The organism is Pseudomonas edaphica (assembly GCF_965277385.1).
GTDB classification, from domain to species: domain Bacteria; phylum Pseudomonadota; class Gammaproteobacteria; order Pseudomonadales; family Pseudomonadaceae; genus Aquipseudomonas; species Aquipseudomonas edaphica.
The window spans coordinates 4,313,636-4,326,571 of sequence record NZ_OZ255725.1 but is presented as its reverse complement, the minus strand read 5'-3'; the positions used below and the strand labels follow the sequence as shown (position 1 = coordinate 4,326,571).

At 57.7% G+C, this 12,936-nt stretch carries 12 protein-coding genes; 3 read left to right on the top strand and 9 right to left on the bottom strand.

The genetic code is table 11. The annotated features are described in order from the left end of the window. Positions 1-265 precede the first annotated feature (265 nt). Positions 266-871 carry a helix-turn-helix transcriptional regulator gene (locus ACQY47_RS19645; RefSeq protein WP_017135066.1) on the top strand — a complete coding sequence of 202 codons (606 nt, stop codon included), beginning with the start codon at positions 266-268 and terminating at the stop codon, positions 869-871. Next, the gene (locus ACQY47_RS19640) at positions 858-1,736 is read left to right on the top strand and encodes a queuosine precursor transporter (protein ID WP_017135067.1); all 879 of its coding nucleotides are present in this window, start codon (positions 858-860) and stop codon (positions 1,734-1,736) included. The genes ACQY47_RS19645 and ACQY47_RS19640 overlap by 14 nt, the downstream gene beginning before the upstream one ends. A 128-nt stretch (positions 1,737-1,864) precedes the next feature. Here ACQY47_RS19640 and queC read toward each other — a convergent pair whose 3' ends face one another. The 8 genes from queC to hmpA all read right to left on the bottom strand — a co-directional run bounded on the left by queC (position 1,865) and on the right by hmpA (position 10,179). Next, on the bottom strand, positions 1,865-2,563 hold the full coding sequence (queC, locus tag ACQY47_RS19635; RefSeq protein WP_017135068.1) for a 7-cyano-7-deazaguanine synthase QueC: 699 nt from the start codon (positions 2,561-2,563) through the stop codon (positions 1,865-1,867). Positions 2,564-2,666: 103 nt separating this feature from the next. Beyond that, positions 2,667-3,554 (bottom strand): heme o synthase, encoded by an 888-nt coding sequence (gene cyoE, locus ACQY47_RS19630; RefSeq protein WP_017135069.1) that lies wholly within the window; start codon positions 3,552-3,554, stop codon positions 2,667-2,669. Positions 3,555-3,565: 11 nt separating this feature from the next. Further along, positions 3,566-3,907, bottom strand: a complete 342-nt coding sequence (gene cyoD, locus ACQY47_RS19625; protein ID WP_010206434.1) for a cytochrome o ubiquinol oxidase subunit IV — start codon at positions 3,905-3,907, stop codon at positions 3,566-3,568. After that, complete coding sequence (locus tag ACQY47_RS19620; RefSeq protein WP_010206435.1) at positions 3,907-4,533, bottom strand: cytochrome o ubiquinol oxidase subunit III; 627 nt, start codon at positions 4,531-4,533, stop codon at positions 3,907-3,909. Before ACQY47_RS19620 ends, cyoD begins: the two co-directional genes overlap by 1 nt. Before the next feature lie 3 nt (positions 4,534-4,536). Next, the gene (gene cyoB / locus ACQY47_RS19615; RefSeq protein WP_017135070.1) at positions 4,537-6,555 is read right to left on the bottom strand and encodes a cytochrome o ubiquinol oxidase subunit I; all 2,019 of its coding nucleotides are present in this window, start codon (positions 6,553-6,555) and stop codon (positions 4,537-4,539) included. Positions 6,556-6,558: 3 nt separating this feature from the next. Further along, positions 6,559-7,500, bottom strand: coding sequence for a ubiquinol oxidase subunit II (gene cyoA, locus ACQY47_RS19610; RefSeq protein WP_026013527.1), 942 nt, complete (start codon positions 7,498-7,500; stop codon positions 6,559-6,561). Between the two features lie 793 nt (positions 7,501-8,293). Beyond that, positions 8,294-8,800, bottom strand: coding sequence for a disulfide bond formation protein B (locus ACQY47_RS19605; RefSeq protein WP_017135072.1), 507 nt, complete (start codon positions 8,798-8,800; stop codon positions 8,294-8,296). Positions 8,801-8,997: 197 nt separating this feature from the next. After that, on the bottom strand, positions 8,998-10,179 hold the full coding sequence (gene hmpA / locus ACQY47_RS19600; protein ID WP_428551155.1) for an NO-inducible flavohemoprotein: 1,182 nt from the start codon (positions 10,177-10,179) through the stop codon (positions 8,998-9,000). A 147-nt stretch (positions 10,180-10,326) separates the two neighbouring features. On the opposite strand from hmpA, the gene norR reads away from it, so the two are divergent. Beyond that, entirely contained in the window at positions 10,327-11,871 is a 1,545-nt protein-coding gene (norR, locus tag ACQY47_RS19595) for a nitric oxide reductase transcriptional regulator NorR (protein ID WP_428551152.1), read from the top strand. A gap of 108 nt (positions 11,872-11,979) precedes the next feature. Here the strand turns inward: norR and ACQY47_RS19590 are convergent, their stop codons facing one another. Next, positions 11,980-12,882: a DMT family transporter gene (locus tag ACQY47_RS19590; RefSeq protein ID WP_186618066.1), complete on the bottom strand. Its 903-nt coding sequence runs from the start codon at positions 12,880-12,882 to the stop codon at positions 11,980-11,982. Between the last annotated feature and the right edge of the window lie 54 nt (positions 12,883-12,936).

Here is a 12,936-nt window from a genome sequence, read left to right as displayed (position 1 = left end):
TCCCTTCCTGGGCGTTGCGTGCCGGTCCGTCCTGAACCGAGAGGATCAATTAAACAGGAAATTAAACATTTTCCAAATCAAATGTTCATTTTCCAGACTCCAGCCCCATCAAAAGCACGCCCGCAGCGCATCCGGACTTTATTGTTAGGGCCGACGCATGCAACACTCCCGCCGCCGCAAAACCACAAGCGCCCCCGGAACGGGCGCTCCCTGCTGTGGTTGCGCAAACAACGGACGTTAACGACTAAAAGGAAGTGGTGAGCACGTGATACACAGACGCGAAAAAACCGAGCACTTGAAGAGCAACATCAAGTACTTGATCAAAAGCCGCGGCGAGACGCAGCTGTCGCTATCGAATGCCGCCGGCCTGACCAGGACCACCATCTACAACATCCTGGAAGGCAAGGTCGTCAACGTGCAGCAGTCCACTGTCCGCAAGATCTCGGACTTCTTCGGTGTTTCCTACGATGAAATCGAGACCCTCGATTTTGAAGCCAAGGAAATCATCGAGAGCAGTGTTTCCCCACAGGGCAACATGAACCCGGCCGCCGTGCCAGTGCTCAAGGAAAGCCTGGTGATCCAGAACCTGGACAAGCGCATTGGCGAGTTGGCCACCCTGTATCCGCTGACCTACTACTTCGGCTCTTCCTACAACCTGATCGGTGTGCGCCTGGAACGTGGCATTCCCGGTATCAACGAGCCGGGCGATTTGCTCATCGTGCAAAAAGGCACGTCAACGCTGGGCAAAGAAAAGCTGGTGTACGACCGGGCCATCCAAAAGATGTTTATCACCCTTGAAGCCTGCGCTGGCTCAGAGCGCCTGTGTGTAATCGGCGACATCATTGAGGAGCGCTTCAATGACAACGTATGAAGCGGGCATCGAAAACAGCAAATACAAGCTGCTGGGCTTTGAGAATGACAAGCGCCTGGCGGTGATCATGGTGATCGCCACCGGCAAGGTCATCAAGATGAAGCTGAGTGAAGTCATCAACAGCGAAATAATGGACAACCTCAATAAAATGGAAGTTAAGAACATGTACAAGAAGTTTTATTCACAGGGAGGGACGCTGACGGCCTACGATATAAACGACCGCAACGAAAACTCCTGGATGATCTACATCATCCTGAACCTGTTGCTGTTCACCTTTTATATCTTCACCAGCATTGCCGCGACCAAGCCTATTTACCTGGAGTCGATGGGCATCATCGTCACGCCAGGCACGTTTCTGTACCCGCTGACGTTTTTGATCGTGGATTTGCTCAACGAGCAATTCGGCCTGCGGCTGGCCAGACGTGCCATTTTGTTTGCGTTCGCCAGTAACGCGATGATCATCATCCTGCTCTACGGCTCGACGTTTCTGCCAGGGCTGCCCGGCTGGAAACTCGATGGCCCTTACAACGATGTGATCATTCAGGTGTCCTCGGTACTGGTCGCGTCCTCGGTCTCGTTCCTGGTGTCGGAGAACATAAACTCCTACTTGCTGTGCAAGATCAAGGAACTGACCAACTCCAAATACCTGTACCTGCGGATTTTCCTCAGTACGTTCTTTGCGGTGATTATCGACAGTTTCCTGTTCTGCTTTATTGCGTTCTATGGCGCGATGCAGACCAGCGACATCTTGAGCATGATCTACGTGCAGATCGCGATCAAAGTCGGCTTTGCGTTTTTTAATATCCTGCCGGCCTATGGCGCGCGTGCGTTGTTCAAACGCTGGATTACCGGTAGCGCAGCCTGATGTAATGCGCTCTAAATGTGGGAGCTGGCTTGCCTGCGATGCAGACAACTCGGTATGTCAGTGACATTCAGTTGATGCTATCGCAGGCAAGCCAGCTCCCACAGTAGACCGAGTACGGTCCCTAATCCCTAACTCAGTTGCAACTTCTGCTTCAGGCTGCTCATCACACCCGCCTTGTCCTGCAAATACTCATTCAAGCCCCGAGCCCGCAGGTTGCATGCATCGCAATTACCGCAGCCGGTGCCGATGATGCCGTTGTAACAAGTCAGGGTCTGGTGCTGAACCAGGTCCAGTTGCTGGTGGTAATCTGCCAAAGCCCAGGTCTCAGCCTTGTTCAGCCACATCAACGGCGTGTCCAGGCGCAGCTTGTAATCCATGCCCAGTTCAAGCGCCGTGTTCAGCGCTTTGACAAAGTCATCGCGGCAATCGGGGTAACCCGAGAAGTCGGTCTCGCAGACACCGGTAATCACGCTTTCAGCTTTGACCTGATAGGCGTAGATCGCCGCCAGGGTCAGAAACAGAATATTGCGCCCCGGCACAAAAGTACTCGGCAGGCTTTCACCCGAGCTGTTCACGGTCGGCACCGGAATGTTGTCGCGGGTCAGGCTGCTGATCGCCAGCTCGTTGAGCAGCGACACGTCCATCACTTTGTGAACGGTGGCGCCCAACTGCTTGGCCAACTTCTGCGCGACTTCAACTTCGGCCACATGGCGCTGGCCATAATCGAAGGTAATGCAGTGCACTTCGTCATACTGCCCCAGCGCCTGGATCAGGCAGGTGGTCGAGTCCTGCCCGCCACTGAATACCATCACGGCTTTTTTAGTCATCACGTTGCTTCCTGCATTTGTAGAATGTGGGAATAGTTTAAAGGCCACTCAATAAAAAGCCCCGCGCTTCTTGCGAAGGCGGGGCTTTTTGTTGCTCGGTGACTCAGTGTGCGTAGGTCAGCAACAGCTCTTTCGGCACTTGGAAATCCAGGGACATCATCACGCTGAGCGCGGTGATGGTGAAGATCGAGAACACGAACAGCTTGCGCGCCCAGACGGTGTCATCCACCGCCTTGTAGCCGGTCCAGGCCATGTACAACCAGTACATGCCCATGGCGGCGGCGACGGCGAGGTAGCTCATGCCGGCATAGCCACTGAAGGTCAACATCAAGGTCGCCACGAGGAAGGCCAGGATGTAGAGCAGGATGTGTTTCTTGGCCACCTGAATGCCACGTTTAACCGGCAGAACCGGAATCGACGCAGCCAGGTAGTCATTGAAGCGGAAGATCGCGATGGCATAGGAGTGCGGCATCTGCCACAGGCTGAACATCACCAGCAGCACCAGCGCAGCCATGTCGAAGCTATTGGTTACAGCCACATAACCAATCACCGGCGGCATCGCCCCCGACAGACTGCCCACCAGCGTGCCGTGAACCGACTTGCGCTTGAGGTACAGGCTGTAAAGGCCGACGTAGATAACAAAACCGATCACGGCAAACAGCGCCGCCAACGGGTTGGCCACCTTGTACAACAGGGCTACACCGGCAACACCCAGGACGGTCGCGTAGATCAGTGCCAGTTTCAGGGAGATAAGGCCCTGCACCAGCACACGATTCTTGGTGCGTTCCATCTTCAAGTCGATGTCACGGTCGATGCAGTTGTTGAACACACAACCGGAAGCTACCACCAGGGACGTGCCGATCATCGCAGCCAAGAAAATGGCCAGATCGACATGCCCCTTGGAGGCCAGGAAGAAACCGCCTGCCACAGAAAGCACGTTACCGAAAATGATCCCCGGTTTGGTGATTTGGATAAAGTGCTTAAGCGACATCGGGTCTTACCTCACTTCGCCATCATGAACGTATGGATGCTGAACATGATCCATATCGACAGGCCAACCAGCAGCAGGATCACAAGACCTGCGAACACGAACGCAATCACGTTATCGCGCTGCTCTTTCGAGCGATCCAGGTGCAGGAAGTACACCAGGTGAACCAGAACCTGAATCACCGCGAACGCCAGGACGATCATCAAGGTGATCGACTTCGGCAAGGTTGGGTACATCACCAGGCCGAACGGGATCAGGGTCAGGATGACCGACAGGATGAAGCCGATAGCGTAAGACTTTACGCTGCCGTGGCTCGCATCATGGCTGTCATGGTCATGGGAGTGTGCATTAGCCATTACAGAGTCCCCATCAAGTAAACGACGGTGAATACGCAGATCCAGACCACGTCCAGGAAGTGCCAGAACAGGCTCAGGCAGCTCAGGCGAGTCTTGTTGGTGTTGGTCAGGCCGTGCTTATTGACCTGATACATCATCACCGCCATCCACAGCAGGCCGGCAGTTACGTGCAGACCGTGGGTGCCTACCAGCGTGAAGAACGCGGACAGGAAGCCGGAACGGTGCGGGCCGTAGCCTTCGGAGATCAGCAGGTGGAACTCGTTGATCTCCATGCCGATGAAGCCCAGGCCGAACAGGAAGGTCAGTGCCAACCAGCTCAGTACGCCTTTCTTGTTGCCCTTGTAGAAGGCCAACATGGCGAAACCGTAGGTGATCGAACTGAACAACAGCAAGGCGGTTTCGCCGAGCACGTAAGGCAGTTCGAAGATGTCGTGGCCCGACGGGCCACCCGCTACGTTGTTTACCAGTACCGCGTACACCGCGAAGATCGACGCAAACAAGATGCAGTCGGTCATCAGGTAGAGCCAGAAACCGAATACGGTCATTGGCCCCGAGTCGTGGTGATGGTCATCGTGCCCATGGTCATCGACATGGGCGTGTCCAGCATTGGTCACTAAGTTCGACATGGTTTAAGCCTGTTCCAACGAGGTTTCTACACGGTTGGCCGGGATTTTCTTCTCGGCTACCAGGCGAGCGTGCTGCTCGGCTTCGATGCGTTCGATCGTCTCGACCGGCACCATGTAGCCTTGATCATCACGGGCAGCGTGAATGATGAAGTAACCGATAGTGCCTACCAGGCCCACGATTGCCAGCCACCAGATGTGCCAGATCATCGCGAAACCGAACACGGTCAACAGTGCGCCCATCACCACGCCAGTGGCGGTGTTGTTCGGCATGTGGATCGGCTCGTAGTGCTTAGGACGCTGGTACGCAGTACCGTCTTCCTTGGCTTCGGTGAACGCATCAATGGTGTTCGCAGTAGGGATCACAGCGAAGTTGTAGAACGGCGGTGGCGACGAGGTCGACCATTCCAGGGTGTGGCCATTCCATGGGTCACCGGAGTCGCAAGCGTTCTGCTTACGGTCACGGATGCTCACGTACAACTGGATCAGCTGGCAGGCAATACCGGCAGCAATCATCAACGCACCGAACATGGCGACGTACAGGTACGGCACCCACTCAGGGTTGGTAGTGGCGTTCAGACGACGGGTCATGCCCATGAAGCCCAGCGCGTAGAGCGGCATGAACGCGACGAAGAAGCCCGAGATCCAGAACCAGAATGCAGCCTTGCCCCAACCTTCGTGCAGCTTGAAGCCAAACGCTTTCGGGAAGTAGAAGCTGAAACCTGCGATGTAGCCGAATACAGCACCACCGATGATCACGTTGTGGAAGTGCGCGATCACGAACAGGCTGTTGTGCAGTACGAAGTCAGCACCCGGAATGGCCAGCAGTACGCCGGTCATGCCGCCGATGGCGAAGGTCACCATGAAGCCCAGGGTCCACAGAACCTGGCTGGTGATACGCAGACGGCCGTGGTAGATGGTGAATAGCCAGTTGAATAGCTTCACCCCCGTCGGGATCGAAATCAACATCGTCGCCAGGCCGAAGAAGGCGTTGACGCTGGCCCCCGAACCCATGGTGAAGAAGTGGTGCAGCCACACCATGAAGCCCAGTACAGAGATTGCGCCCGATGCATAAACCATCGAGTGGTGACCGAACAGGCGCTTGCCGGTAAAGGTCGAGATCACTTCAGAGAAGATACCGAACGCTGGCAGGATCAGGATGTACACCTCAGGGTGACCCCATGCCCAGAACAGGTTCACGTACATCATTGGATTGCCACCAAGTTCATTGGTGAAAATGTGGAAATCCAGGTAACGGTCAAGCGACAGCAGCGCCATGGTAGCGGCCAGGATCGGGAACGAAGCCACGATCAGGACGTTGGCCCAGGTGCAGGTCCAGGTGAAGATCGGCATGTCCATCAGTTTCATGCCAGGGGCGCGCATTTTCAGGACGGTGGCCAGGAAGTTGACCCCCGTCAGTGTCGTCCCGAGTCCTGATAACTGTAGTGCCCAGATGTAGTAGTCCACACCCACGCCCGGACTGTACTGAATACCCGACAACGGCGGATACGCAACCCAGCCGGTCTTGGCGAATTCGCCGACGCCCAGGGACAGGTTGATCAGCACCACGCCGGAAACCAGCAGCCAGAAGCTCAGGGAGTTCAGGAACGGGTAGGCAACGTCACGCGCACCGATCTGCAGCGGCAAGGCAAGGTTCATCAAGCCGGTGAAGAATGGCATCGCCATGAAGATGATCATGATCACACCGTGAGCGGTGAAGATCTGGTCATAGTGTTCAGGCGGCAGGTAGCCAGGCGAACCCTCGGTGGCCATGGCCAACTGGGTACGCATCATGATGGCGTCGGCAAAACCACGCAGCAGCATGACCATGGCAACGATGACGTACATGACACCGATTTTCTTGTGGTCGACAGACGTCAGCCACTCGGTCCACAGGTAGGTCCACTTCTTGAAATACGTGATTGCAGCAAACAGTGCCAGACCACCCAGCGCGATCATGGCGATGGTCACCATCACGATCGGCTCGTGGAACGGGACCGCATCCCAACTTAATTTACCAAACATCGTTTACTCCTCTGCCCCAGCAGTTGAATGCGAGCCCGTGTCAGAACCTTCAACCACGGCCACTTCTTTCTTCTCGTGCTTGACCGGCTTGCCTGGCTTCATACCTTCGTACTTGTCGACGATTTTCTGAAACAGGTCCGGCTCAAACGCGGAGTACAGAGCGACTGGGTTGTTCTGGCTTGGTTTGGTCAGGGCGTCGTATTCAGCTTGATCAAGCTGTTTAGGTGCGGCCTTGACTGCGGCTACCCAGGCGTTGAAGTCTTCCTGGCTCGTCGAGATCGCTTTGAATTTCATGCCGGTGAAGCCAGCGCCGCTGTAGTTCGCGGAGATGCCTTCCATTTCAGCTTTTTCGTTGGCGATCAGGTGCAGGCGAGTCTGCATGCCCGCCATCGCGTAGATCTGGCCGCCCAGTGCAGGGATGAAGAACGAGTTCATCACGGCATCGGAGGTGATCCGGAAATTAAGCGGAGTGTTCTCCGGGAACTGGATCTCGTTGACCGTGGCGATACCCAGGTCCGGGTAGATGAACAGCCACTTCCAGTCCAGCGCGACCACTTCGATATTGATCGGCTTGACGTTGGATTCCAGCGGACGGTAAGGGTCCAGCTCGTGGGTCGACTTATAGGTGATGTAACCCAGGGCGATGATGATGAGGACCGGCACCAGCCACACGGCGATTTCGATCTTGGTGGAGTGCGACCACTTAGGCGCGTAGGTAGCGCTGGTGTTCGACGCGCGGTATTTCCAGGCGAAGGCGAAGGTCATGATGATCACAGGGACCACGACCAGCAGCATCAGCAGGGTAGCGGTGATGATCAGGTTTCGTTGATCCAGACCGATCTGTCCTTTTGGGTCCATCAAGGTCCACTTGCAGCCTCCCAGCATTAACAGCATGCCAATCAGCGGCAAAAAGCCTAGTAATCGGGGGTACCTGTTTTTACTCATCTCACGACCTCTAAAGCAGCTTGCGCAATGCAGTTGGGTTTTGATCGCCAACACTTCACCCTGCCAAGGGTTGGCATTTCTCTTCGATTGAATAAGAGCCTGCCCGTCACGCCATAACTGTACGTTTCACGGACCTGCGGTGAGTTCTTATTCGATTTCGTGGTTAAAGGCCTTGTTACAGACCAATTCCATTTGGTGCGGATAGTTGAAAGGCTGCCGGAACCTTGGGGTCGCACAGAGCCGTCCATCTGCCCCTCGACCGCTCCAGTGCTCAAATATTGAACAGCACCGGACATTCAGTGCGGGCGATTGTAGTTAGCTAGCGATGTATAAACCATGTCTTATAAAGAAATAATTTTTATCGATTACAGCAACAATCCTTCACTAATCCTGCAAAGGTTCGCGATCTTATCGTGTTCGATTCCCAACAAAAACCACAAAAATTGCCGTGTTATTGGGCACAACGCCACTTCCCTTACACCTTGTAAGGGCTTGCAAAACGGATCCAAGCCCCCATAAAACAAGGCATTCGGACATCACCCAATGGCTCGCACGGCGTGACATTCGCGGCATCGCCCAAACGATGAACTGACAGCACAATTTAGCCATCGGGTGCAAATTCAGGCGGCGGTTTGATGGGTCAGAAACGTCCTGCGGCAACGTCCGTGTGACAACATGTCGCACGCTGCGCGCACCTATTGTTGCCCCTCGTCACGGCCCTTTCACAAATCCCTACAACCAAAAACGCCCCGGACTTCCTTCAAGGAAGACCGGGGCGTTTTGGCGAGCAGACTCAGGCCTGGCGTTGGCGATTGCGATAGATGCCCAGCGGCACCAGAATCACCGTCAGCACGAACGCCACCAGCGCCCATTGCGCCAGGGACAAGCCAAGGATGGGCGGGTACGGCGTGCTGCAGAAGCCGTCGACCTGGAAGCCCAATGGAAACACCTTGGCCAGTGGCAGTTCATCGACAATCGGCTGCAGCACATCGACGCCGCAACTGACCTCCGGGAAGAACTGGGTGTAGACGTGGTGGCCTGCGACTGCGACGCCGCCCACGGCACTGAGGACTACCAGCCCTTCAAACACAGTGACCGCACCTTTGCGGCGCATGGCGGCGCCGATGAAGGCAAAGATCGCAATCAACAGCAAAGCGTAACGCTGCAGGATACACAGCGGGCACGGCGCCTCGCCCAACACCACTTGCATATACAGCGCACCGCCAATCAGCGCCAGGCAGATGATGCCCAGCAACACCAGAAAGCGCCGCTCCCTGCCTAAACGCAATTCGTCACTCATCCCCGTTTTCCCTTTGTCGTTGTGCCAATGCCGGCAAGTTTACACACAGAGCATGGTTAAAACAGAGAGGGGTTAACTGCGGATTAATCGGGATAAATGTTGTGGCTGAGCGGACGCCATCGCGGGCAAGCCCGGCTCCCACAGGGAATCGCATTCCAATGTGGGAGCCGGGCTTCTTGTGGCGAGGGTAGATGTACTTATTCCAGCGCCGCCGCCGGGCCGAAGAACTCGTAGCGCGCCTGCTGCTCCGGCACACCCAACGCCTTCAGATGGCGTTTGATCGCCGCCATAAAGCCTTTAGGCCCCAGGAAGTACGCATCCAGGTCACGTTCCTCGGGTAACCACGCCGCCAATTGCTCCTGGCTCAACAGCCCCACCTTGTCCGCCGCAGGGCTCACGCCGTCGTCCTCGGCATAGCAGTAAAAGCGTTTGAGCTGCGGGTGCCTGGCCGCCAGGGCATCGACCCAATCACGGAACGCATGCACGCCGCCGTTGCGGGCGCAGTGGATAAAGTGCACCGGGCGCTCGGTTGCCAGGGCCGCTTCAAGCATGGGCAATGTAGGGGTAATGCCTACCCCGCCGCTGATCAGCACCAGCGGTTTATCGCTGGCCGCCAGCGTGAACTCACCCGATGGCGGGAACAGGTCGATGGTTGCACCGACATGCATCTGGTCATGCAGGTAGTTGGACACCCGCCCACCGGCCTCGCGTTTGACGCTGATGCGGTACAGGCCCGCATCGCTCAGGGCCGACAGGGAATAGTTGCGGCGCACTTCTTCGCCGTCCAGCACCAGCTTCATGCCGATGTACTGGCCCGGCGCGGCTTGCAGGATCGGGCCGTTGTCCACAGGGGCAAAGTAGAAGGAGATGATCTCGTCGCTCTCCTCCACACGCTTGACCAACAGGAATGGCCGCGTACCGCGCCAGCCGCCCGGCGCCTGGGCTTTTTCATCGTAGATGGCCGCTTCGGCGCCAATCAGGATGTCGGCCAACTGGCCGTAGGCCGCGCCCCAGGCATTCATCACCTCAGGCGTGGCGATCTCGCTGCCGAGCACTTCAGAGATGGCGCGCAGCAGGCAGGCGCCCACAATCGGGTAGTGTTCCGGCAGGATCTGCAAGGCCACATGCTTGTTGATGATCTTGGCCACCAGGTCACCCAGTTGGTCCAGCTGATCGATGTGCCGCGCATACATCAGCACGCCATTGGCCAGCGCACGGGGCTGGTCACCGCTGGCCTGGTGGGCCTGGTTGAACAGCGGGCGAACTTCTGGGTATTCGCTGAGCATCATGCGGTAAAAATGCGTGATCAGCGCTTCGCCGCCGCTCTCCAGCAGGGGCACAGTGGATTTGACGATGGCACGGTCTTGGGCACTAAGCATGGCAGACTCCTGGGTCTCTTTACTGATTACCTTTACCTACTCAGCATTCGTGCCAACTAATTAATCGTTATAATTCAATAAGTTAAATATAATGTAGTCAGTATGACTCCCTACACCTTATAGTCACAAGGACTACAAGGAGTCATTATGACTGCACAATCGCTGCTCACCACCCTGCTGCCCCTGGTCGCCGACCTGTCCCGCGAACTGCCCGAGGGCGAGCGCTATCGACGCCTGTTGCAAGCCATGCGCGCACTGTTGCCGTGCGATGCCGCCGCGTTGTTACGCCTGGACGGTGAGTGGCTGGTGCCGCTGGCTGTGGATGGTTTGAGCGCCGATACCCTTGGCCGTCGCTTCAAGGTCAGCGAACACCCGCGCTTTGAAGTGTTGCTGAGCAGCGCTGACCCTACCCGGTTTGACAGCGACAGCGAACTGCCCGACCCCTACGACGGCTTGGTCGACGGCCTGCACGGGCACCTGGAAGTGCACGACTGCATGGGTTGCCCGCTGTTTATCGACGACCAGCCCTGGGGCCTGCTGACCCTCGACGCGCTGGACACCGAGCGTTTCGAACGCGTTGAGCTGGATGCTTTGCAAGCCTTTGCCAGCCTGGCGGCGGCCACGGTCAATGTCGCCGAGCGCATTGAGCGCCTGGCATTACGCGCCGAAGACGAACATCAGCGCGCCGAGATCTACCGCCAGGCCAGCGGCCAACAGCACAAGGAAATGATCGGCCAGAGCAAGGCGCACAAGCGTCTGGTCGAGGAGATCAAGCTGGTGGGCGGCAGCGACCTGACCGTGCTGATTACCGGCGAAACCGGGGTCGGCAAGGAGCTGGTCGCCCAAGCCATCCACGCCGCGTCCCCGCGTGCGGACAAGCCGATGATCAGCCTCAACTGCGCCGCGCTCCCGGAAACCCTGGTGGAAAGCGAACTGTTCGGCCACGTGCGCGGCGCCTTTACCGGCGCGTTGAATGAACGCCGTGGCAAGTTCGAGCTGGCCAATGGCGGCACCCTATTCCTGGATGAAGTGGGCGAGTTGTCGCTGATCGTACAGGCCAAATTACTGCGCGTGCTGCAAAGCGGCCAGTTGCAGCGCTTGGGTTCGGACAAGGAACACCAGGTGGATGTACGCCTGATTGCCGCCACCAACCGCGACCTCGCCGAAGAAGTGCGCAATGGCCGCTACCGCGCCGACTTCTACCACCGCCTGAGCGTGTACCCGCTGCAAGTGCCGGCGCTACGTGAGCGCGGGCGGGATGTGTTGCTGCTGGCGGGGTACTTCCTGGAGCAGAACCGTTCGCGCATGGGCCTGGGCAGCCTGCGCCTGACCAGCGACGCCCAGGCCGCGCTGCTGGCCTACAACTGGCCGGGCAATGTGCGGGAGCTGGAACATTTGATCGGGCGCAGCGCGCTCAAAGCCCTGGGTAACTGCCGCGAGCGGCCGAAGATTCTGAGCCTGAGCGCCCAGGACCTGGACCTGCCGGACGTCAGCGCGCCGGCTATCGAAGCACCGCTGCAAGCGCCGCTGGCCGCGACCGGCGACCTGCGCCAGGCCACCGAGCACTACCAGCGCCAAATCATCAGCGCTTGCCTGGAACGCCATCAGCACAACTGGGCCAGCGCCGCCCGCGAACTCGGCCTGGACCGCGCCAACCTCGGCCGCATGGCCAAGCGCCTGGGCCTCAAATAGCCCAGGCAACTCGGTCAACTGTGGGAGCTGGCTTGCCTGCGATGGCGGTGGGTCAGCTAACTCAACTTTGACTGATCCACCGCCATCGCAGGCAAGCCAGCTCCCACATTAGATTGCCTTCGCCTTTAAGATTGGGTGAACCGACCGAGGCTTTCTGAACACCAACACATTCCCCAACATCACCAACACCAGCCCCATCAGCGCCGGGGCCGTCCACTGATAACCCTCGGCAAACGCCGACACGTTCAGCGCCACCACCGGGAACAGCACCGTGCAATACGCCGCCCGCTCCGGCCCCATGCGCCCAACCAGGGTGAGGTAGGCGGTAAAGCCGATCACCGACCCCGGAATCACCAGGTACCACAAAGCGCCGATATACCGCGCACTCCAGTCCATGTCGAAGGGAATGCCGCGCACCGCACAGTAAGTCGCCAGCATCAAAGCGCCATAGGCCATGCCCCACGCGTTGGTGGTCAGCGGCTTGAGCCCGGCCTTCTGTTGCAGGCTCGAGAGCATATTGCCCGCCGAGAAACACATCGTCCCCAACAATGCCAACCCCAGGCCGAGCAAGGTCTGCGGGCTGGCGGTATGCCCTGCCAGTTCCGGCCAGAATAGAAAGCCTAGCCCCAGCAACCCCAGCGCGCCGCCCATCAACACGTTACGTGCTACGCGCTGGCCAAAAAACACCCGGGCATTGAGGGCGTTCCACAACGTGGCGGTAGAAAACACGACTGCCACCAGACCGCTCGGGATCCATTGGCTGGCGGTCAGGAAGCACATGAAGTTGACGCAGAACAGGCACAGCCCCTGCGCCAGGCAGATCAAATGCCCGCGCCGGTTCATCACCTGCAACTTGCGGCTGAGCAGCAACAGCGCAAACAGCACCAGCGCCGCCAGGCCGAAGCGGTAGACGATCGACACGGGAATCGCCACGACGCCCAATTGCCATTTGAGGGCGATCCAGGTGGTGCCCCAGATCAGCACGGTGAGTAAATACAGGAAAAGGTTCATAGCGGGCTCCGTCGATTGAGCCACAGTGTCCCTTGGCAGCCGGCCGGCGCTCTT

Coding starts and splice junctions, on each gene's coding strand:
- ACQY47_RS19640 (WP_017135067.1), top strand. CDS start 858: ATGACAACGTATGAAGCGGGCATCGAAAACAGCAAATACAAGCTGCTG.
- queC (WP_017135068.1), bottom strand. CDS start 2,563: ATGACTAAAAAAGCCGTGATGGTATTCAGTGGCGGGCAGGACTCGACC.
- cyoE (WP_017135069.1), bottom strand. CDS start 3,554: ATGTCGCTTAAGCACTTTATCCAAATCACCAAACCGGGGATCATTTTC.
- cyoD (WP_010206434.1), bottom strand. CDS start 3,907: ATGGCTAATGCACACTCCCATGACCATGACAGCCATGATGCGAGCCAC.
- ACQY47_RS19620 (WP_010206435.1), bottom strand. CDS start 4,533: ATGTCGAACTTAGTGACCAATGCTGGACACGCCCATGTCGATGACCAT.
- cyoB (WP_017135070.1), bottom strand. CDS start 6,555: ATGTTTGGTAAATTAAGTTGGGATGCGGTCCCGTTCCACGAGCCGATC.
- cyoA (WP_026013527.1), bottom strand. CDS start 7,500: ATGAGTAAAAACAGGTACCCCCGATTACTAGGCTTTTTGCCGCTGATT.
- ACQY47_RS19605 (WP_017135072.1), bottom strand. CDS start 8,800: ATGAGTGACGAATTGCGTTTAGGCAGGGAGCGGCGCTTTCTGGTGTTG.
- hmpA (WP_428551155.1), bottom strand. CDS start 10,179: ATGCTTAGTGCCCAAGACCGTGCCATCGTCAAATCCACTGTGCCCCTG.
- norR (WP_428551152.1), top strand. CDS start 10,327: ATGACTGCACAATCGCTGCTCACCACCCTGCTGCCCCTGGTCGCCGAC.
- ACQY47_RS19590 (WP_186618066.1), bottom strand. CDS start 12,882: ATGAACCTTTTCCTGTATTTACTCACCGTGCTGATCTGGGGCACCACC.